This is a genomic window from Acinetobacter legionensis, from assembly GCF_048551735.1.
Lineage (GTDB): Bacteria > Pseudomonadota > Gammaproteobacteria > Pseudomonadales > Moraxellaceae > Acinetobacter.
This window is the reverse complement of the sequence record NZ_JBIMBV010000005.1, coordinates 120013-142343: the sequence shown is the minus strand read 5'-3', so window position 1 is coordinate 142343 and position 22331 is coordinate 120013. Positions and strand designations below refer to the sequence as shown.

Here is a 22331-nt window from a genome sequence, read left to right as displayed (position 1 = left end):
TTTATCTTTCTACTTTTAACACAGCAAGGAACGCTTCTTGTGGGATTTCAACACTACCCACTTGCTTCATGCGTTTCTTACCTTCTTTTTGTTTCGATAACAGTTTCTTCTTACGAGAAACGTCACCACCATAACATTTAGCCAATACGTTTTTACGCATCGCTTTAACTGTTGAACGTGCAATGATTTGTGCACCAATTGCAGCTTGAATCGCTACATCAAACATTTGACGCGGAATCAAATCTTTCATTTTTTCAACTAAAGCAATACCACGGTGACGCGCATCATTACGATGACAAATCATTGCCAAAGCATCAACCTTATCACCATTAATTAACACATCAACCTTAACTAGAGATGAACTCTCAAAACGCACGAAATTGTAATCCAGTGAAGCAAAACCACGTGAGCAAGATTTCAATTTATCAAAGAAATCCATAACCACTTCTGCCATTGGAATTTCAAAGGTAATAGATACTTGATTACCCAAGAATTTCATATCTTTTTGCACACCACGGCGCTCGATACATAAAGTCATGACATTACCCAAGTATTCTTGAGGCACTAAGATATGACATTCAGCAATCGGCTCGCGTAAATCTTCAACCGTTGAACCATCAGGCATTTTAGATGGGCTATCGATATAAATCGTTTCGCCATTTTTCATCAATGCTTCATAAATTACGGTTGGCGCAGAGCTAATTAAGTCTAAATCATACTCACGCTCTAGACGTTCTTGTACAATTTCCATGTGTAGCATTCCCAAGAAGCCACAACGGAAGCCAAAACCTAAAGCATCGGAGCTTTCGGGTTCAAAGAACAACGCAGAATCGTTAATCTGTAACTTATGTAGTGCTTCACGGAATGGTTCAAAATCACTAGCATCAATTGGGAATAAACCCGCATAAACCTGTGGTTTTACCTTTTTGAAACCCGGTAAAGTCGCAACATCAGGAGTCGTTGCCAAAGTAATCGTATCACCAACAGGCGCACCAAAAATATCTTTGATCCCAGCGATGATGAAGCCAACTTCACCCGCTTCTAAAATACCGGTATCAGTATGTTTTGGATTAAAAATACCAACTGAAGTGATAATGTGCGATTGACCTGTTGATTTCATCAACATTTTATCACCTTTACGCACACGACCTTGTTTGATACGAACAAGTGATACAACACCCAAATAGTTATCAAACCAAGAGTCAATAATTAAGGCTTGTAAAGGTGCATCACGGTCACCTTGCGGTGCGGGAATAATGTCAACCAATGTCTCTAAAACAGACTCTACACCTAGACCTGTTTTTGCTGAACATGTTGGTGCATGTGTTGCTTCAATACCGATAATTTCTTCGATTTCATGAATAACACGTTCAGGTTCTGCTTGTGGTAAATCGATTTTATTCAGGACGGGTAATACTTCTAGACCCTGCTCAATTGCGGTATAGCAGTTTGCAACAGATTGCGCCTCAACCCCTTGTGCAGCATCGACAACCAACAACGCACCTTCACAAGCCGCAAGTGAGCGCGATACTTCATAAGAGAAATCCACATGCCCAGGTGTATCAATAAAGTTTAATTGATACTCTTGCCCATTTGGATGGGTATAATACAAGGTTACAGAAGCCGCTTTAATGGTAATCCCACGTTCACGCTCAAGCTCCATAGAGTCAAGGACTTGAGCCTGCATTTCACGGTCTTGCAATCCACCACACATTTGAATGAAACGGTCTGCAAGTGTCGATTTACCGTGGTCGATATGAGCGATAATGGAAAAATTACGTATATTGTTGATATTAACGGATTTCTTAGCTACTGCCATACACTACTCTAAAAATATGTACACGATCATGTACTCAATATCAAAAGTACTTATGACGTGCAAAAAATGAAATATCTTAATTGCTGCACAGTATAAGCAGAACAGGGTCAAAAATATAGTGAGGCTTTGATAAATTCAGATACTATTAATTAAATAGTAAAAACCGTCATTACAAAACAACTAAAATTATTTTCCCCATTTAGATTCATCCCAAAGCCACCAATAAGATGACGCGTTGCAGATGAAGATAATACCTCCTAATTAAGATAGTTCGCGAAGTAGTTGCTCCAAATCATGTTCGCCAGTTTTTGTTTGAGCACCTCCCTGCAAACCGCCACGTATTCGTTTTTCAGCAGCAGGAAGCGCAAATAGACCTGCCCATTCCTGATGCTCTCGCAACAAACCCTCTCTCAAATCCGCTGGTTTAACGACTTTCTTTGCAGCGGAAATAACACCTTCTGGCAAAGCAGCAATATTGTTGGCTAGACGGCGAACAAATGCACCCAACTCGTTTGCAGGAAGTGCACGGTTCACCCACCCATATTTTTCTGCCAGCAGCGCATCAATGAGATCCGCACCAAGTATTACTTCTAACGCACGTCCCCGCGTCATTCGCTGTGAAAGATATTGAGTGGCACCGCCACCGGGAATAATACCCATCAATGCCTCACATTGAGCGAGTCCTGCACGACCAATGGCGGCGAATGTCATATCCACTGCCGCCACGAATTCAGCACCACCACCCCGCGCCAGACCTTCGAGTTTGACAATTGTCACTTGCGGTTGTGCCCGAATCATCTCTCCCAAAGCCTGAAATGGGTTCAAGCCATCAGGAGCATTCTTGGCTATCTCATCGAAAGCATGCGGCTCATCAATCAGTGTCATGTCTACATGAGCTATAAAAAACTCTGGATCAGCACTTTGGAAAACGATTACGCGAGTTTGTGGATCATCACGCACCTGAGTGAGAAAACTTTGGATATCGCTCATCACAGCAACATCCAACACATTGACTGGCGGATTATTGATTGTAACAGTAGCCACACCACCATCATGCTCAATGTGAAGTGTAGAATAAGTGGAAATATTCATAATGTACCCTGATTTAGCTGTATATAATCATGGTATCTTATGTATACTAGGTGTCAATTACGCACCTTAAGCATCCTAAGTATGTTGGAGCATACCAATGAACCTTGACCTAGATCCAGTCTACCGTGCCGACTGTCCTAGCCGCGCTATTCTCGATCAAATCGCAGACAAATGGTCAATGCTGGTCTTGATTGTCTTACATGAACCACGTCGCTTCAACGCCATTAAGCGTCGCCTCGAAGGTATTACCCAGCGCGTATTGACACAGACACTTCGTAAGTTAGAGCGCAATGGTATGGTGACACGCACTGTCATAGACGGTAAAACCCTAGGTGTAGAATATGCTTTGACACCACTAGGTAAGTCACTCAAACTACCTTTTAACGCGCTCTACGACTGGACTGTAGAGAATATGGAAAGCAGTCAGGCTTGCCAATCTCGCTATGATGAGTGTGATGATGTAATTGGCTCGAATTTCACGAAGGAGTCACCCGTTACTCCAAAATAAAATACGGGGGAGATGGCTACAAACAGTGTCTGAGCTTGGCTTACTTAATTTATCCCGCTTTCCTTTAGACATTAAAAAACCACTCAAATTAAACTATTGATTATTATATATTATCCTGAGATATGCATATAAAAACCTACATATCTATAGACGTTTTTAGAATTATTGATTTGATAAACAATAATACTCAATACTTTTTACATCAGATTCAATCAACAATCCCTTGCTAATCAGCATAATTCTAGAAACGATTGTGACATTATTTGGTTGATTAGGATTGATTTTCTTAAAATTATTATTAAATACTTTAACGAACCTAATTATACAAATTGAGATCAACTATTTTAAATTGACTATTGACTGCACCGAGTTGTAAAAATGGTTAATCTAATTCGCTTTAAGTTTTTAATTCAGAACAAAGTAAGAAATTTAATATTAAAAGTAAATAGATATTTACTCTGTAGTATGGCTATTTAATATTTCTACCAACAGTTTAGAACGCAATTAATACAAGAACGCAAATATCGAAGCAGATTTATGCATGCCGATTTATTTAAGTTTTATAATTCTACTTCGATATATAATAGCAACTGATTAACTCTAAACTTTAAATTTTTTATTGTGTTTAAACTATCGAGCTTAAATCAAAAGGATCTACTTCAGGATCAACTGGTTGATAGGCTTGAATAAAAGTTGGAGACATCCGTTTTGGACGCCCTGAAGCGATTTCTATACATGCCCATTTGGTATTACCAGTAAAGAGTAAGCTAAGATCTTTAGCATTAAAAAAAGCGTATTGACGAAAAGAATAAAGTGCATTGATCTCATATAGCCAAGTTCTCAGAATAATATCATCATTCAACATCGCTGCTTTGCGATACTGAACATGATGTTCTACTGCAACCATTGCATGTTTCATTTCTAAGTATTGATCTAAGCCAACACCTAATGTTTCGATATGTGCAGAGGCAACATCCTGCATCCATTGTACATACACCACATTATTTACATGACCTAAGAGATCTATATGCTCTGGTTTTACTTTGATTTTTAAATCAAATACTGAACTCATCTCATCATTCCTTTTGCACTTTTAAATCATCTGCATAAGTTTGACATAAAAAAGCCACTCTTTGAGTGGCTGATTCTGATCAGTTGTATTTATTGAATACGTAATCCAATCATAGCATGTTGTCCTTCACGAACAATCGCTACACGTGCTACCGTATTTTTCTGTAGCTCAGACACTGCATCAACAAAATCATTTGGTGTATTTACTTTCTTGTTATTTACTTGTGTGATTACATCACCAGGTAAAATCCGTGACTGTGCAGCTAAGCCGCCTCTGGTCACATCTTGAATAAACACGCCACCTTTAACATTTAAACGATTCTTTTCTTGTTCAGTTAACGCACGAATCGCAACACCGATGATAGGTCCTTTATTTGGCTTAGCTGAAGTGTTAGTGTTATCAACTTTTGCAGGTGTATCATCAGGTGCAACGGTTAAAGTTGCTGTAATCACTCTCGGTTTATCATCGCGTAAAATTTCGAGCTTAACAGATTGATTTGGCTGAGTACGATTCAAATAGTTCAATAATTCTGAAGTACGTGAAATTGGTGATCCATTATATTTTAGGATCACATCGCCTGATTTAAAGCCCGCTTTTTCTGCAGGTGAATTTGGCGCAACTTGCGTAATCAGTGAACCTTCTGGTTTATCTAATTTATAGGCTTCAGCTAAGTTTCGATCGATATCTTGTAACATTACACCAAGATAAGAACGGGTAACCTTACCATTCTTTTTCAACTGATCAACAACATCCATTGCAACATCAATTGGAATAGAAAATGACAAGCCCATATAACCGCCAGTACCACTAAAGATACGTGAGTTTACACCGACAACCTGACCTTGTTGGTTAAATAATGGACCACCTGAGTTTCCTGGATTTAACGCGACATCAGTTTGGATAAATGGTACCGATGTTTCACCCATCATATTGCGTGACTTAGCACTGACTATCCCTGCTGATGCTGAATAATCAAAACCAAATGGTGATCCAATTGCAAGAACAGGTTGCCCTACTTTAAGTTGATCTACATTACCCACAGATAATGATGGGAAATTATTTCCTTCAACTTTAAGCAAAGCGACATCAGTACGTTCGTCACTACCCACCACTTTTGCATCAATTTCACGGCGATCGTTCAGCATAATTGTTACTTTAGATGCATCTTCAACCACATGGTGATTTGTCAGTAAATAACCATCTTTACTAATAAAGAATGCACTACCATACGCGGTCTTTTCTTGTGGCGCACGTTGTTGTGGAATAATGATTTGATTACCAAAGAAACGCTTTAAAATTTCAGGGACTTGCTGTTGTAACAACTCTTCCTGAGATAATTTTTTAACAACATTAACACTAACAACAGCTGGACTGACTTGTTCAACCAAGTTAGAAAAATCCACAGGCGTTGAAGCTTGAACTTGTGATGTTGCCGCAGCGACAGTAAATACTGCTGCATACATTCCTTTTTGCATTAGACCATTACTCATTTCTCACGAACCTGTATCTGATGATGATTGCTTAAAAATATTTGTAACATATTATTTAATATAAATACGTAAAAATATGTTTACATTTTTTTATAAAACAAGACTTTACTTAATTTTATCTTAAAAGCCTTAGAATATCTTATTTATACTAAAATCTGACACATGTGACTATTGTAATTTGTTAAAAAAAAGAGTGTTATTAGCAAACATTTTTCAAATTAGCTGATGGACATGTCTAATTTAAGCACAACTCATCAATTTGACGTGGTTATTGTAGGGAGCGGCGGTGCTGGCTTAAGTTTAGCCTTATCTTTGCCTGAAAACTTTAATATTGCTGTTTTAGCGAAATCGACCTTAACCGATGCAAGCACGTATTTTGCACAAGGTGGTGTTGCTGCTGTACTTGATGAAACAGATTCCATTCAACAGCATATTGATGACACTATGATTGCTGGCGCGCAGTTATGTGAGCTTGAAGCAGTTAAACATACGGTAGAGGGGGGGCGACCTTCTGTCGATTTCTTACTCCACCATGGTGTGCAGTTTACATTAGATCAGGATGAACAATTACATCTGACCCGTGAAGGTGGACATTCGCAACGTCGTATTATTCATTCAGCAGATGCAACAGGTAAGGCCATTTCGACAACACTGGTTCAAAGGGCTCAAGAAAAGAAAAATATTCATATTTTTGAAAATTATATTGCGATTGATTTAATCACCACACATAAATTAGGACATAAACAACAACCTAATCGTTCGGTTGGTCTGTATGCACTTGATGAAAGCAATGAAAAAGTTCATACCTTTTTAGCGCCCTTTACTGCCCTTGCTTGTGGTGGTGCAATGAAAGCTTATTTATACACATCAAATCCTGATATTGCCACAGGCGATGGTATAGCCATGGCATATCGTGCAGGTTGCCGTGTGGCAAATATGGAGTTTAATCAGTTCCATCCCACTTGTTTATATCATCCTCAAGCACGCTCATTTCTGATCACGGAAGCAATGCGTGGTGAAGGTGCATATTTACGTTTACCCGATGGTGAACGCTTCATGTTGCGCTTTGATGAACGTGCAGAGCTTGCTCCAAGAGATATTGTTGCACGCGCCATTGATTATGAAATCAAACGCTTAGGTATCCGTCATGTATGGTTAGATATCAGTCATAAACCTGCTGAATTTGTCAAAGAGCACTTTCCTACTTTATATGCACGCTTATTGGAACTTGGTATTGATATCACCAAGGATATGATCCCTGTTGTCCCAGCAGCGCACTATACTTGTGGTGGTGTGGTTGTCGATGAAAATAGCCAAACTGATTTAGCTGGTTTATATGCGATTGGTGAAACATCCTATACGGGTCTACATGGAGCTAACCGTATGGCGAGCAATTCACTACTTGAATGCTTTGTGTATGGTATGAGTGCTGCTAAAGACATTGAAGCAAAATTTAATCATCACTTTGACATACCCACTGTACCTGAATGGGATGCTTCACTATCGACCAATCCTGATGAAGATGTTGTCATTCTGCAAAACTGGGATGAACTGCGTCAAACCATGTGGAATTATGTCGGGATTGTAAGAACAACAAAACGTTTACAACGTGCATTGCATCGTATTGAAATGCTGAAGAAAGAAATTACAGAATATTATCAGGACTATCATGTCAGTAAGAACTTGATTGAGCTGCGTAATTTAGTCATGGTGTCAGAAATGATTGTTCGTTGTGCCATGCAACGTAAGGAATCACGAGGCCTGCATTATACGCTTGATTATCCAGAGCTTTCCCCTGAATTAAGAAAAACGGTATTAACACCGCCAAACTTTACTGTCGAAACACCCCTGGTAAATGAAGAAGTTTAAAACTCCTTGAAATCTTGAAAAATAGCCAGATGATTCTGGCTATTTTTATATGAGGATATTAGAGTTTATTACCCTTCCATACATGGTCTACATTCTGAATTAAAATTGAGCATGAAAGGTATACATCATAAAGCATGCACGTGAAGCGCGAGACTAGTTCAAAATTCATAAGGGATAGTGTATCTATTGCTAAAGAAATTATTTTTAATTTTTATCTCTGAAAAGTGAGGCATCATCTACATCTACGCAAATCAATTTAAAGTTTTCAATCTAACATGAGACATGTGCAAAATCTTTAATGCTATTAGGTCTTCTATTTGAGAATAAAAAAGTTATGTTTGCTGCATATAATTTCGAGGTGAAAGATGCATTATTTTCTTAAACATCATAATAAATGAGCTATCACTATCATAGCCTAATTTCATCGCAACCTGATGAACCGAATTCCCTTCAGTTAACCACTGTAATGCCAATACAACATGTAACTTTCTTCGCCATTGATTAATACTCATCCCTGTTGTTTGATGAAAAGTGCGTGTAAGGCTGCGTTCACTCATACAGCATAACTTTGCCCATTTAGCTAGGCTTTGATTTTGCTCAGGGTTCCTCAATAAGTTGTCAGTCATTTTCACTAAACGTAGATCTTGCGGGATCGGTAAAAAAAATGTTGGCTTTACAACCGATTGAATTTCGTCTAACAAACATTGATGTAAACGTAAGCCTTTTTCTGAAAGTACCTTCTCAGACAAGCTTTCAACTCTTTCCAATAGCGCATTAAGTAAATTTGTCACCTGTAACATAGTGCAAGTGAGTTCTGAGAAATGATCAAGTTGGGGATCAATAAATGCAACATAACCAGAGGAGATACCATAACTACTGACTTTATGTGACACATTTGATGGAATCCATAAAGCATGTTGCGCTGGAACAACCCAAATTCCAGATGGTGTTTCCACAGTAATTAAGCCATTGATGGTCATCATTAATTGGCTTTTTATATGCTGATGTGACGCAAGTTCCCAATCAGGAACTTGCTGATGTATTTTTAATACAATAATTGCTTGGTCTATTTGATCTACAAAAAAAGCATCCACATTATCAAGCATGGTTTACCTATACATTTATCACTTTAAAACTGCGTTGATAACTTTCTGTGCTTGTTGTTGATTGTCTACAATAAACATCGGGTAACCTGTAAACTTAATAAAGTTATTGGCAAATTTTTGCGCCTCTAGTCGAATATTTTCATCAGGTTCAATATGAATCAATGCTTTCACATATTGGGTTAAACTTTCACGTTTTGCTTTTACCCATGCTGCAACTTGCTTGCGTTCTTCATGATCATTTTTTTGTTCAGGAAAAGCGCCTTCACTGATAAAAACAAAAGTTTCTTTGCGACTCAATAATGATTCATAAATTGCAATTGTTTCATCAACTGAAACTGCATCTTCAGCTTGATAACTAATATGAACGATTGGAAAGTTTTCTAAATTTTGAATAAACATGATAATTTCCTTAAATGAGAACAATTATCATTGTATAAATTTATACAGATTGCACATTACTAAATTCAGCCAATAAATACGGTATTCCAGCCAATTTTAAAAGAGTCTAATCTTTATTTTTTCCATAATAAATACGATGTGCTATATGAAAAGTTTCAGCATGTAATTTTGCTAAATCGTCTAAATTCTGATAGCCCCCTGCAAGTACAAACATGATCGGAATATTTTCACGTTTGGCTAGGTTAAACACCATTTCGTCTCTTTTTTGAATTAACTCTGTCGTAAACCATGCTGAACCATAAGGATCTGCTTGATGACAATCCATCCCCGCTTGATAAATAATAATATCTGCTTTCCACTCATTCGCTCGCTGAAATGCTTCATGCAATGCCATGGTATATTGAGCAAAACTTCCATGCTTGGTATGAATGTGACGACTTTCCGCTCGCTCATACGTGGGGTAGCCAAAAGCCAAACCGTAAATACTAAAATTATATAAATTATCCAATCTACGAGTAAAGTCAGCCGTTCCATCACCACCATGCTGATCGCAATCCAAAATAAAAATTCGCTTATTTGCATAATGTTGTGCAATTAGTGCCAAACCATTAAAAGTACAATATGAGCCACCATATTCATAATTTGCATGATGAAACCCTTGCGCAATATTGGCAGCAATTCCATGTTGGAGTGCCAGTTCAGTTGCCAACAATTGCCCAGCATTGATGGAGAGTACCGCATCTCTTAATTGTTCATTCCAAGGCTTAAAACCAGCAAAAGTTGCAAGTTTTGCGGGTTGCCCAGTTAAAAAAGCCTCGACATATTTAGGAGAATGTAAAGCTTTTAAAATCTCTGGTTCAATTTGTTGTGGTTCATGAAATTTATAATGATTAAATTGCTGTAGTTGCTCTGCGACTGCAACAAGTTTTTCCATGCTATTGGTATGTGTTTGAGCAAAATAGCGTGGAGAGAAACAAACATTTAACATAAAACTATCCGAGAATGAGTGCTCTCAATTGTGATTTTGCAACATCATTGAGTTGTTTTATAAGTGTTGTGTCCGGACTAAACAGTCCATTATTCACTTGTTGTTCAAAATGTGTCGTAAATGCCCTTTGTCGATTCTCAGGTGAAATGGCTAAAGTGGTTAATCGCAAGAACCAAAAACCTTGAATCTCTTTATAAGGAATAATATAACCTTTAAACTCTTGATTGGGGACTTTGTTTGCAATTTGTTCGATATCATAATCGACAGAAAATAAGGAACCAATCGGAATACGAATCCCATTCATCAATAAAGGTTGTAAATTTATACACGAATGATTATCTCCCATATTCATTTTTTCAATCAATAACGGACGATTTTGATCATCTACAAAAATATTAATTGAGCCTTGTCTTAACATGGAGCGATGGGCAATCTTTAAGAAAAATGCTTCTGCCATGGGACATGAGCCCACTTTAGGCTTGCCCTCTAGCGTCGGAATTTCAACATAACCTGTTTCATCTGCTGTTTTTGGTAAAATCACATCCTCCAACATAGCGCAAATAACATTACTTTCTTCTAATTGTGCTTGTTGCGATAAGCGTCTCAAGTTTGCTTGAATTGCAACTTCTTGTTCAACTAAGACTTTAAACTCATCATCTTTGGCTTCAGTAAGAAAATTTTGAATCGATTTATTTTGATCTAAGTTATGCCAATCATCGATCTCTAAACCATAAGCATTTTTTTGCTCAATGATTTTTTTTAACTTCTTAAAATCATAATCTTTAAATATTTTTAAATCAGTTGCTTCAACTTGATCACGCGGAAAATTAATGTACTCAGCCAATACTCGTGTAGCCTGCGTATAACCGCAACCACGGCGCTCAGTTTGATGTGAATAGTGTTCATTTAACATCTCCGTCAATTTATCTGATAAAGGAAAAACCCGTTCCTTAAACAAATCTACGACTTCATGACCTGATGACATATTCTTTATTCCATTCAATCTATATTAATATTTTTAAATCAACTATTTATTATGAATAAATTAGCATTATCCCTTGCAGAACTCAATATATCACTCAAGTTGTAATTACATCTATATCAATCAATACAATTGATTATTTATTATTCTTTTTGATACTCATGCTCACATTCATGATTTAAGTATCCATCAACGATCTTTCATCAATTAAAAATGGCCATATTGAGTGAATTAGACTTTTTATCGAAAGCCCCTTCTCCCTTTGGGAGAAGGCTAGAATAAGGGGATTGTATGATGATCTATGCTTTAAAAAAGAACGAACGTAAAAGTCTATTGTTAATGATGCTTGAACCAAAAATATAGATTGATGATCAAAACAAGCTAACCATCAGTAAAAATAGTGATCATTAAAAACCATCAGAAAACTGCTAGGGATTATAAAAAATCACCCAACAGGTATTTTAAAACCCCTAAATGATTTTTTTTTGTGGTGGAACAGAATAAGTTCCTGTCACATGAGCAACAGGATCATCCGAATCCAAAGAATAAATCCAGACCTCCCCCACAATTAAAGCTTTACCCACTTTCATCAATTTACACACGCCGCGAATATCAACACCACCTGTTGGTTTGCGTAAAAAATTAATATTCATATTGGTTGTGACCGTCAAACCCACTAAACCGATTTCACCCATAATCGCAACATACAGTGCAAAATCTGCTAGGGCCATCATGGTAGGACCTGAAACAGTTCCACCTGGTCGTATATCTTGATCACTGACATGCCAAACCAATGAAGCTCCTTTTTCGGTTACTTCTTCAATTTCACAACGTTGTAAGCTAGGTGAAAAAAATTGCTGTAAGAATTCTACGATTTCAGCTTTCGAGCTTTTCATAATTAAAGTCTTTATATCCATGACCTAAAACAATATAAAGACTTTTTCGGTTCAAAACACTAGGGGCCGTTGACAATTCGTCTATGTTTACGACTATAAGTATTTTTTAGGCAATACTAGGCACGAAATACGAAATTTAGTCATTCTAAATGATGAGAAACATCGTTTCGCAAGGTAACGAAGTAGTGACAAAAAACACTTAAGTCCCCCACTGCGCCTTGCGCTGCAAACAAAGCAGTGCTTTGTTCTTGCTCAGGGTTGTGACTAAAATTATCTCAGTCTGCGTTATGAAACTCGAAAATAGTCTCGCTATTTTCTTCATGCTTTACGACGTATACGTCTCATACTCAATTTTAGCCTCCAACGCAAGCCATTTATGAAATGCCAACAGCCCCTTTATCGTTCAAATCAATAGAATAAATTGCTCAACTGAACTTATTTAGAGGATTGATTGGCACTTATTTTAAATAACTCAACGCCTCGGCAAATACTTGTGCTGGTGCTTGAGTTGCATCTAAACGTTTCATTCGCTGAGAATCGCGAAGATGTATTTCAGAAAAACCACTACGTACCGATTCAAAAAACACCACTTTTTCTTGTTCAAAGCGGTCTAAGGCACCGCGTGCACGTGCACGGTTCATTCCCAATTCAATTGGTGCATCCAACCAAAAAGTAATATCTGGCATTTTAGAAACAAAATTTTCATTGAGCAGTTGTAACTTATCTCGGCTTAACCCGCGACCAGCACATTGATAAGCAAAGCTTGAATCGACAAACCGGTCACACAGTACAATTTTACCCTCTGCCAATGCAGGTAAAATCACAGTTGCCAAATGTTGTGCTCGTGCTGCATACATCAGCAATAACTCAGTGTCATTACTCATCTGTTCTTCATGATTGACAGACAGCAACAATGAACGAATTTGTTCAGCTAAGGGCGTACCACCAGGCTCACGTGTTAAAACAACCTGTTGATCTTGTTGTTGAAAGTAATCAAATAACTTTTGAATGAGCGTGGTTTTTCCTACACCTTCAGTACCTTCAAAACTTATAAACATGCTCATTCCTTAATTCTTAGACCGCATAACTTGAATATATTCTTGCACTGCGCGATTATGATCATTCAGATTGGCTGTAAATTTGTGCCCACCATTACCTGTGGCAACAAAGTAAATGTTTTCAGAGTGATCTGGATGCATCGTCGCTTCAATGGCTTTTTTACTAGGTAAGGCAATCGGTGTAGGCGGTAAACCATTGATCGTATATGTATTATAAGCAGTCGGTGTACGTAAATCCTGCTTAGAAATTTTACCCGTATATTTATCACCCATCCCATAAATCACGGTAGGATCGGTTTGTAAACGCATGCCCAGTTTTAAACGACGATAGAACACACCTGAAACCTGAGGTAACTCGCTGTCTACACTAGTTTCTTTTTCAATAATCGATGCCATGATTAAGGCTTCATATTTATTTTTATAAGGTAAGTCTGGCGCGCGTTTTTCCCAAGCTTCATCTAAAATTTTCATTTGACGTTGGTAAAGATCAGTCAAGATTTGCTTATCCGTTGCACCTTTATCAAAGAAATAAGTATCAGGTGCAAATAAACCTTCTGGGTGATCATAAGGAATATCTAAAGCTTTCAGCATTTCACTACGGGGAAGTTGGATCACTGATTTTTCAACCAATGGATCTTTTTGCAATGACTGAATTAATTGCTTGGATGTTGTTCCCTCAATCACTAAAAGTCGGCTCATCTGAGCATTTTCAATATTAGAAACCATTTCTAATACTTGACGTACATTCATCCCTTTGGTCACTTCATACACACCAGCTTTCATGGTGTCATGGATGAAAATCTTACGATAGAGCTTAAGAATAATCGGAAAACTGACCTTATCCTCTTTGGCCAATTGATCAATAAAACCGGTATAGGTTTCACCATTTGAAATAGACAGCTTTTGTTTTTGACCTGTCACTGGATATTCTTTAAAAATACTCATTTTTAAAATAATTGCAGTTATGAGAAAAAAAATAACCAGAACGATTGCAATGCCTTTATAAATGTTATTGCTCACTTGGGCTTGAGTTTTCTTTTTAGACTTTGGCTTAGGTTTGGTTTTAGACATGAGAATTAAACTGACTTAAATTTAAAGTATTAAATAACTCAACACAGGATTGAGTGTCTAGATGTTGATGATTCAACATTTCGACTGCTTTCATTGGACTGAGTGCATTGCAAAAGAATAGGCTTTGAAAATGTTGAATTTCATCCATATCGATAAAACGCTGTTCACAAGTGACGCCATAATGTTGCATCCGTGACAAAATTTCGGCTCGCATCACACCATGTACACCATTATAACGAAGTTCAGGCGTAATCCATCTATTGTTTATTCGAATAAAACAATTACTGCTCACACCTTCAACAACTGAACCTTGTACATCTGTAACTAATGCTTCTAACCAGCCTTTTGCTTGAGCTTCTTTTTTGAGTAGTACCTGTTCTAAACGATTTAAGGTTTTTAGTCCCACCAAATTTGGCATCAATAAGCCAATCGCCTGATCTAATACACCACTTTGAATTAATTCAGGCTGAAAGCACGCAGTTGTTTTTGGATAATAGACCACATAAAGGTCTGCTTCATGCTCGGGCATTGCATAACCACGGTCACCATCTCCCCGACTAATAATCACTTTCAATGTTCCATTCAATATTCCATTTTTTTGTCTTAAACCTTGTAGGGTCTGATCCAACAATTCGAAATTCACATCTAAAAACAAACGTTCAGCCGCTAGCTTCAATCGAGCACGATGTAAAAGTTCCAACTCCATAACATCTTGATGTAATCGGACTGTAGTAAAACAACCATCTCCATAATGAAATGCTCGGTCTAAAAGTGAAATAGAATCAACAAATTGAGCATTTTTAAAACAGATCATTAAGCAGTTTCCTATGACTTTGCACGAATACTATAAGCAATATAAGTATTTTCTTTTTCTTTTTTATTCATATAAAATTCGTTTTTTATTATTTTTTATGGATAAAGACTAGCGTTATGCTCACTCCATCTTACCGAACTTCAGAATTAAATGGGGCAAAAAAATGCAGTTCTCTAAACTTAAATTCGCTGTAGCAGCAGCACTAATTTCAACCACATCTTTCAGCGTTGCTGCAAAAGATTTTTTAAATGTCTCTTATGATCCTACACGAGAATTGTACGATAATTTTAACAAGCAATTTGCAACATTTTGGAAATCTAAAACGGGCCAAGACATCCAATTTAAACAATCACATGGTGGTTCTGGTAAACAAGCCCGTGCTGTAATTGATGGTTTGCAAGCAGATGTTGTGACTTTAGCATTGGCCGCAGATATTGATGCAATTGCGCAAAATACAAATTTATTGCCAAAAGACTGGCAAAAGAAATTCCCACAAAACTCTACACCTTACACATCAACAATCGTTTTCCTCGTCCGTAAAGGTAACCCGAAAGGCATCAAAGACTGGGGTGATTTGGTAAAACCAGGTGTAGAAATTGTAACACCAAACCCTAAAACTTCAGGTGGTGCACGCTGGAACTATTTGGCAGCATGGGCTTGGGCAAAACATAAATATGGTTCAGACGCGAAAGCACAAGAGTTTGTACGTCAAATTTATAAACAAACTAAAGTACTTGATTCTGGTGCACGTGGTTCTACTACAACATTTGCAGAACGCGGTATTGGCGATGTGTTATTAGCTTGGGAAAATGAAGCGTATTTATCTACACGTGAACAACCGGGTAAATTTGAAATCATTACCCCATCACTATCGATCTTAGCAGAACCCCCTGTCGCGATTGTTGAAAAGAATGCTGAAAAAGACGGTAACTTAAACTTAGCGAAAGCATATTTAAACTATCTGTATTCACCTGCTGGTCAAGACATTGCAGCGAAAAACTTCTATCGTCCGCGTAATGCAGCAATTTTGCAAAAGTATGCGACAACCTTCAAACCGTTAAAATTGGTCACAATTGACAAAGAGTTTGGCGGTTGGACTAAAGTTCAAAAGCAACATTTTGAAAATAATGGTGTTTTTGATCAAATCGTAAAAGCCAATGCAAGCAGCAAATAACTGTTTAAAATAAACTTAAACGAAAGGAAATAGGAGCATAGACATGATTCATACAATTATTGTTCCAGGCGTTGGTGGTAGTGATTACGATCACTGGCAATCTAAATTACAACGTGAACTCATGTCTTGCTCGCGCGTACAACAACAAGATTGGAACTTACCTATTCTGAAGGACTGGATTGCCCAATTTGTTGCGACTGTCGTCAATTCTGAACAGCCTGTTCAAATTGTTGCACATAGTTTCGGATGTTTAACCACGGTTGCTGCTTTGGCTCAACATCCTGAAATTGTAGCTAAAGTAAGAAAAATTATTTTAGTTGCACCAGCTAATCCAGCACGTTTTGGTGAGGCTGGTTTTGCTCGAAACAGTATGGGTGACTATGAAGCTTATTTTCATGAATTGAAAATAACTGTCCCTGCTGAAATGATTATTTCTGAAAATGATCCTTGGTTGAATTTTGAGGATGCACAAAAGCTGGCAAAAGCGTGGAAAATTAGACCTCGAAATTTAGGTCAAGTTGGGCATATCAATGTTGCATCAGGCTTTGGGCACTTTCCTGAAATTTATGATCATTTAATTTTTAATCAGCAAAACTTCTTTATCAGTAATACTGATGACAACAAGTTGTTATTTAAATTTGCAATTTAATCATTGCCTTTTAAGCTTGCAAAATCGTTTTAAATTTGCTTATTGATTTCAATAAGCTTTCTCTCTTTTGAGGAGTCATCATGTCGCAGCGATCCCGAGTGCTGCCAGGTTTTGGTCTTTCACTAGGCTTCACCCTAGCGTATCTATCATTAATCGTACTGATACCACTGTCTGCTGTATTCATAAAATCATTAGGCGTAGGTTGGGATGGTTTGTGGGAAATCTTGAGCTCTGAACGTATTTTAAAATCATTACAGCTCAGTTTTACCACCGCCCTCATTGCAGCCTTAATCAATGTCATTTTCGGATTTTTATTGGCTTGGTGCTTAGTCCGTTATTCATTTCCTGGTAAACGTATAGTCGATGCATTGGTGGACTTACCCTTTGCATTACCTACAGCGGTCGCAGGTATTGCGTTAACCTCTTTATATGCATCAACAGGTTGGATTGGTCATTTGCTTGAGCCTTTAGGGATTAAAATTGCCTATACCTCACTGGGTATTACGCTTGCTTTAATTTTTATTGGTATTCCTTTTGTGGTTCGTACAGTCCAGCCTGTTTTAAGTGATCTTGAAACTGAGCTAGAAGAAGCCGCTTCGGCATTGGGTGCAAACCGTTTTCAGATCGTAACAAGAATTATTTTACCGATTTTGTTTCCTGCATTACTGACTGGCTTTGCATTGGCATTTGCTCGTGGTGTGGGTGAATATGGTTCGGTAATCTTTATTGCGGGAAATATTCCTTACGAAACTGAAATTGCTCCGTTAATGATCATTACGCGCCTTGAAGAATATGATTATGCAGGTGCAACGACAATTGCAGTTGTGATGCTGGTGATTTCTTTCTTTATCTTGTTCCTGATTAACTTGATACAGGCTTGGGCTAGTCGCCGTACAGGGAGAACAGCACGATGAGCTTAAATACCAATAGCAATGCTTTGGCAGAAAAATTGCAATCTCGTGATGCGACACGTGAACCGGCATGGGTACGTAATACCTTACTGATTATTGGTCTGATTTTCTTTTTAGGCTGCTTAATTCTACCGTTGGTGCTTATTTTTGTTGAAGCATTTAAACAAGGGGTTCAAGTCTACTTTGCCTCACTAGTTGACCCTTATACCTTGTCTGCAGTCAAACTCACATTATTGACTGCAGCCATTGCAGTACCTTTGAATGTGATTTTTGGCGTTACAGCAGCATGGTGTGTCGCCAAGTTTAATTTCCGTGGAAAATCATTCTTAACCACCATTATTGATACACCTTTTTCAGTCTCACCCGTCATTGCTGGTTTAATGTTGGTTTTAATCTTTGGTTCACAAGGTTGGATTGGATCATGGTTAATTGAAAATGATATTAAAATCCTCTATGCAACACCGGCCATTATCCTTGCCACAGTATTTATTACTGTTCCTTTTGTGGCACGTGAATTGATTCCATTGATGGAAGCACAAGGTACGGAAGAAGAAGAAGCTGCGATTGTACTCGGAGCTTCTGGTTGGCAAACCTTTTGGAAAATCACCATTCCAAATATCAAATGGGGCCTTATTTATGGCGTGATTTTGTGTAATGCACGTGCCATGGGTGAATTCGGTGCAGTATCTGTGGTTTCAGGACATATTCGTGGCGAAACCAATACCTTACCGTTGCATATTGAAATTTTATATAACGAACCAAATTCGATTAGTGCTGCTTTTGCGGTCTCAACACTGTTAGCATTCTTAGCCATTTTTACCCTGATTTTAAAAACATGGGTTGAATATCGCCAAGAAAAACAAGATCGAGAAAGTAAAGAATCAACTGTTTCTTAAGGAATTGCACATGAGTATTCAAGTTAAAAATATTGAAAAAAACTTCGGTGCATTCCATGCACTTAAAAACATCTCTTTAGATTTTCCAGAAGGTCAGCTGGTTGCGCTACTTGGCCCTTCTGGCTGTGGTAAAACGACACTACTGCGTATCATTGCTGGTTTAGAATCTACCGATAAAGGGCAAGTCATTCTTGAAGGTACAGATGCGACTAATATTCACGTACGCGAACGACAAGTAGGTTTTGTTTTTCAGCATTACGCATTGTTCCGTCATATGACCGTCTATGACAATGTTGCATTTGGTTTACGTGTTCGTCCAAAAGCAACTCGACCAAATGAAACTGAAATAAAAAAGCGCGTTACCCGTTTACTAGATTTGGTACAGCTCGGTTTCTTAGCAGATCGTTATCCAGCGCAATTGTCTGGCGGTCAACGTCAACGTATTGCATTGGCACGCGCATTGGCTGTTGAACCTCGGGTATTACTCTTAGATGAACCATTTGGTGCACTGGATGCCAAAGTACGTAAAGAATTACGCCGTTGGTTACGTACTTTACATGATGAATTACATATCACTTCAATCTTTGTTACCCATGATCAAGAAGAAGCCTTAGAAGTTGCTGATCAAATCGTGGTAATGAACAAAGGTGATATTGAACAAATTGGTTCACCGCGTGAAGTTTATGAAAAGCCTGCAACACCTTTTGTATTTGACTTTTTAGGTCAAGCAAACCGTTTTGAAGGTGAAAACCATCAAGGCATCATTCAAATTGGTGAAGATCGCATCCATCTGCCTTCGGCTACACAAACCGCCAATGGTAAAGTGATTGCCTTTGCCCGACCAAATGAATTGAAAATTCATACGCAACCGACTGAAAATACAATTCAAGCAATTTTCTTACGTGAGTTGTGGATTGCGGGTAAAGTTATGGCAGAGTTACAAGATCGTCAAGGACAACTGATTGAAATTGCTTTAAATCCTGATGAAGCAAAATTACATCAATATCGACCAAATCAAACAGTTTGGGTAAGTGCATCTACACTTCACCTATTTGAAAATCAAGTCGCATAATCGACGACAGGATGAATATTACTCCTATTCATCCACATTTGAGGTATCGAACATCATGAACTTTCAACAATTACGAATTATTCGAGAAACAGTTCGTCAAAATTACAATTTAACTGAAGCATCTGCTGCACTTTATACCTCGCAATCAGGTGTAAGTAAGCATATTAAAGATTTAGAAGATGAATTGGGTGTACAACTTTTTGTTCGTAAAGGTAAACGGTTATTAGGTTTAACTGAACCTGGTCAAGCCCTACTGAGTATTGTTGAACGCATGCTCATTGATGCTGACAATATTAAACGTCTTGCAGACGATTTTAATAAAGTTGATGAAGGTACACTCACCATCGCAACAACACATACACAAGCACGTTATGTGTTACCACCGATCGTGAATTTATTTAAAAAAGCATTTCCAAAAGTTCATTTGATTTTGCAACAAGCCAGTCCTGTGGAAATATCTGAAATGTTATTGCTTGGTTTGGCTGATATCGGTATTGCAACTGAATCACTGACCACTGAAGATAATTTGGGCAGTGTATCTTTCTATAACTGGAAACACAGCATCATTACGCCACAAGATCACCCATTGACTAAGCTTAATCCCAAAGAGATTACCTTAGAAAAATTGGCTGAATTTCCAATTATTACTTATCACGGGGGTTTTACTGGACGTTCTAAAATTGATAAAGCCTTTGAAGATGCCAATTTAGATGTAGACATTGTGATGTCAGCACTGGATGCCGATGTGATCAAAACCTATGTTGAACTGGGAATGGGTGTCGGTATCGTCAATGATGTCGCTTATGACACAGAACGAGATAAGCGTCTAAAACAAATCGATACTGATATTTTTGGTTTAAATACGACATGGATTGCAGTTCGTAAAGGGCATCTACTTCGTGGCTATGGCTATGAGTTTATTTCGCTCTGCTCTCCAGAAGCTGATATCAAAGCATTGAAAAAAATTGCGTATCCTGATGATTAAACTTTGAAATCAATCATCAAGAAAGAAACCATCAAAGAGTCATGATGATTAATGATAGAGAGCTACGGCTCTCTTTTTTATCATTTAAAAATAAAACACAAACTCTTAAGAATAATTAATCTATTTGATTTTATTTAATATTTTATTATGAGCATGCTTTTTTAGTATAAAATTTAGTCTTATCTTAATCACTGATCAATTTATTTTTGGGGGAATGAATGAATTCGATTGCTTGGGGCTTAACCCTTGGAAGTTTTGTTCCTCTTTTTAGCCATGCAGCAGGTATGGAGAAATCTGACCAGTCTATCCTTGCTTTTTTAGAACCACGTCATTATGTAGAGTTGTCTTATGCAGAGCTCTATGCAGATGTTTCAGGACAACTACCCCAACATGAGCAATTCAAACAACTCGGCATTCAAGATTTTTCAACAGGCAACCTTGTTAACAATTACCACTTTGTCAAAGCTGCCGCAAAACTACAAATTGCCTCGCAACTTTCATTTGGACTGATTTATGATCAGCCTTATGGTGTTGATCTCAGTTATGAATATCGCCCACAGAGCTTTGCTGGAAAGCAACTTTTAGAGTCGGGTCAATTTAAGTTTAAAAGCCAAAACCTTTCAATGTTATTGGGTTATCAACCTAGTGCGAATTGGAATATATATACTGGTGGCATTTATCAACAGTTTGAGGGTGAACTCAAAGTCTTTGGAGCAAACTATTCAGCGATGAGTGGTTATCATGCAGAGCTAAAACAAAGTTCAGGTCATGGTTGGCTTGCAGGTCTAAGCTACCAAATTCCAGAGTATGCAGTAAAAACTGCGATTACCTATCGTTCCAAAATCAATCATCAATCGGCAATCAATGAGGATGTTGCAGAGCAAGCTTTAAGTATTCTTCCCTTCGCGAAAACGCAAATCACCACACCTCAATCCATCAATTTGGATCTTCAGACTGGTTTAACACCATCGAATATTCTTTATGGTAATTTGAGGTGGGTCAATTGGAAAGATTTTGAAATTCAACCTAGACAATTTGGTGCAGTGGTTAATATTGCTGCAGAACAATATCCCGAGCTAATCAAACCTTTTAATTTGATTGATTACAACAAAAATCAATGGTCTGCAAAGCTTGGGCTTGCACATATATTTTCACAACAATGGATTGCCACTACGGATATTTCATGGGATTCAGGCACTGCGAATCCCGCTGGAACCTTAAATCCTTCTGATGGCTTTTATGCTTTAGGTTTGGGTGCTTTATATAACATCAATCCGCAGAGCTTTATTTCTTATGGTGTTAAATATTTTAAATTCAATAAAGCAAAAGTTAGCGACTTAGATGCCAATACTTCGATTATTCAAAACTCAACTTTATCTGAAGTGGCTCATAATGATGCTTTTGCCCATGGAATTCGACTTGGCTATCGCTTTTGATTCATCTGAAAATCCAGTTATAAAAAATACCCAGTTCAAAATAA

General features: G+C 37.8%; 21 protein-coding genes. 9 read left to right on the top strand and 12 right to left on the bottom strand.

Annotation, left to right across the window (positions count from 1 at the left end; translation table 11 throughout):
* Nucleotide 1: 1 nt before the first annotated feature.
* Nucleotides 2-1819: a translation elongation factor 4 gene (lepA, locus tag ACG9ZL_RS06355; protein WP_004717093.1), complete on the bottom strand. Its 1818-nt coding sequence runs from the start codon at nucleotides 1817-1819 to the stop codon at nucleotides 2-4.
* Between the two features lie 261 nt (nucleotides 1820-2080).
* Entirely contained in the window at nucleotides 2081-2863 is a 783-nt protein-coding gene (locus ACG9ZL_RS06350) for an enoyl-CoA hydratase/isomerase family protein (RefSeq protein ID WP_419359453.1), read from the bottom strand.
* A gap of 145 nt (nucleotides 2864-3008) precedes the next feature.
* Between ACG9ZL_RS06350 and ACG9ZL_RS06345 the strand changes: the two genes are divergently transcribed.
* Entirely contained in the window at nucleotides 3009-3419 is a 411-nt protein-coding gene (locus ACG9ZL_RS06345) for a winged helix-turn-helix transcriptional regulator (RefSeq protein ID WP_419359451.1), read from the top strand.
* 625 nt (nucleotides 3420-4044) lie between these two features.
* Here ACG9ZL_RS06345 and ACG9ZL_RS06340 read toward each other — a convergent pair.
* Both ACG9ZL_RS06340 and ACG9ZL_RS06335 read right to left on the bottom strand, forming a co-directional pair.
* A complete protein-coding gene (locus ACG9ZL_RS06340) occupies nucleotides 4045-4491 on the bottom strand; it encodes an acyl-CoA thioesterase (RefSeq protein ID WP_336951741.1) in 447 nt (148 codons plus the stop codon).
* An 89-nt stretch (nucleotides 4492-4580) separates the two neighbouring features.
* Nucleotides 4581-5981, bottom strand: a complete 1401-nt coding sequence (locus ACG9ZL_RS06335; protein ID WP_336951742.1) for a Do family serine endopeptidase — start codon at nucleotides 5979-5981, stop codon at nucleotides 4581-4583.
* Nucleotides 5982-6206: 225 nt separating this feature from the next.
* Between ACG9ZL_RS06335 and nadB the strand changes: the two genes are divergently transcribed.
* Nucleotides 6207-7850 (top strand): L-aspartate oxidase, encoded by a 1644-nt coding sequence (nadB, locus tag ACG9ZL_RS06330; RefSeq protein WP_419327174.1) that lies wholly within the window; start codon nucleotides 6207-6209, stop codon nucleotides 7848-7850.
* 332 nt (nucleotides 7851-8182) lie between these two features.
* Here nadB and ACG9ZL_RS06325 read toward each other — a convergent pair whose 3' ends face one another.
* The 8 genes from ACG9ZL_RS06325 to pabC form a co-directional block, all read right to left on the bottom strand.
* The gene (locus ACG9ZL_RS06325) at nucleotides 8183-8956 is read right to left on the bottom strand and encodes an AraC family transcriptional regulator (protein ID WP_336951744.1); all 774 of its coding nucleotides are present in this window, start codon (nucleotides 8954-8956) and stop codon (nucleotides 8183-8185) included.
* Nucleotides 8957-8974: 18 nt separating this feature from the next.
* Nucleotides 8975-9355, bottom strand: coding sequence for a hypothetical protein (locus ACG9ZL_RS06320; protein WP_419359449.1), 381 nt, complete (start codon nucleotides 9353-9355; stop codon nucleotides 8975-8977).
* Between the two features lie 106 nt (nucleotides 9356-9461).
* Entirely contained in the window at nucleotides 9462-10343 is an 882-nt protein-coding gene (locus tag ACG9ZL_RS06315) for an arginase family protein (RefSeq protein WP_419327172.1), read from the bottom strand.
* 4 nt (nucleotides 10344-10347) lie between these two features.
* Nucleotides 10348-11328, bottom strand: a complete 981-nt coding sequence (locus ACG9ZL_RS06310; RefSeq protein ID WP_419359447.1) for a hypothetical protein — start codon at nucleotides 11326-11328, stop codon at nucleotides 10348-10350.
* Between the two features lie 467 nt (nucleotides 11329-11795).
* A complete protein-coding gene (locus ACG9ZL_RS06305; protein WP_336951748.1) occupies nucleotides 11796-12221 on the bottom strand; it encodes a PaaI family thioesterase in 426 nt (141 codons plus the stop codon).
* 458 nt (nucleotides 12222-12679) lie between these two features.
* Nucleotides 12680-13279, bottom strand: coding sequence for a dTMP kinase (tmk, locus tag ACG9ZL_RS06300; protein ID WP_419359445.1), 600 nt, complete (start codon nucleotides 13277-13279; stop codon nucleotides 12680-12682).
* A 9-nt stretch (nucleotides 13280-13288) separates the two neighbouring features.
* Nucleotides 13289-14350, bottom strand: coding sequence for an endolytic transglycosylase MltG (mltG, locus tag ACG9ZL_RS06295; protein ID WP_336951750.1), 1062 nt, complete (start codon nucleotides 14348-14350; stop codon nucleotides 13289-13291).
* Nucleotides 14343-15164 carry an aminodeoxychorismate lyase gene (gene pabC, locus ACG9ZL_RS06290; protein ID WP_419359443.1) on the bottom strand — a complete coding sequence of 274 codons (822 nt, stop codon included), beginning with the start codon at nucleotides 15162-15164 and terminating at the stop codon, nucleotides 14343-14345. Before pabC ends, mltG begins: the two co-directional genes overlap by 8 nt.
* 163 nt (nucleotides 15165-15327) lie before the next feature.
* Here pabC and ACG9ZL_RS06285 point away from each other — a divergent pair, with 163 nt between their 5' ends.
* The 7 genes from ACG9ZL_RS06285 (at nucleotide 15328) to ACG9ZL_RS06255 (ending at nucleotide 22287) form a co-directional block, all read left to right on the top strand.
* Entirely contained in the window at nucleotides 15328-16338 is a 1011-nt protein-coding gene (locus ACG9ZL_RS06285; RefSeq protein WP_336951752.1) for a sulfate ABC transporter substrate-binding protein, read from the top strand.
* A gap of 43 nt (nucleotides 16339-16381) precedes the next feature.
* A complete protein-coding gene (locus tag ACG9ZL_RS06280; protein WP_336951753.1) occupies nucleotides 16382-16987 on the top strand; it encodes an RBBP9/YdeN family alpha/beta hydrolase in 606 nt (201 codons plus the stop codon).
* 80 nt (nucleotides 16988-17067) lie between these two features.
* On the top strand, nucleotides 17068-17901 hold the full coding sequence (gene cysT / locus ACG9ZL_RS06275; protein ID WP_336951754.1) for a sulfate ABC transporter permease subunit CysT: 834 nt from the start codon (nucleotides 17068-17070) through the stop codon (nucleotides 17899-17901).
* Nucleotides 17898-18794: a sulfate ABC transporter permease subunit CysW gene (gene cysW, locus ACG9ZL_RS06270; RefSeq protein ID WP_419359441.1), complete on the top strand. Its 897-nt coding sequence runs from the start codon at nucleotides 17898-17900 to the stop codon at nucleotides 18792-18794. The genes cysT and cysW overlap by 4 nt, the downstream gene beginning before the upstream one ends.
* A gap of 10 nt (nucleotides 18795-18804) precedes the next feature.
* Nucleotides 18805-19866 (top strand): sulfate/molybdate ABC transporter ATP-binding protein, encoded by a 1062-nt coding sequence (locus ACG9ZL_RS06265; protein WP_336951756.1) that lies wholly within the window; start codon nucleotides 18805-18807, stop codon nucleotides 19864-19866.
* A 55-nt stretch (nucleotides 19867-19921) separates the two neighbouring features.
* On the top strand, nucleotides 19922-20851 hold the full coding sequence (locus tag ACG9ZL_RS06260) for a CysB family HTH-type transcriptional regulator (RefSeq protein WP_004717184.1): 930 nt from the start codon (nucleotides 19922-19924) through the stop codon (nucleotides 20849-20851).
* A 218-nt stretch (nucleotides 20852-21069) separates the two neighbouring features.
* Complete coding sequence (locus ACG9ZL_RS06255; RefSeq protein WP_336951757.1) at nucleotides 21070-22287, top strand: OmpP1/FadL family transporter; 1218 nt, start codon at nucleotides 21070-21072, stop codon at nucleotides 22285-22287.
* Nucleotides 22288-22331 lie beyond the last annotated feature (44 nt).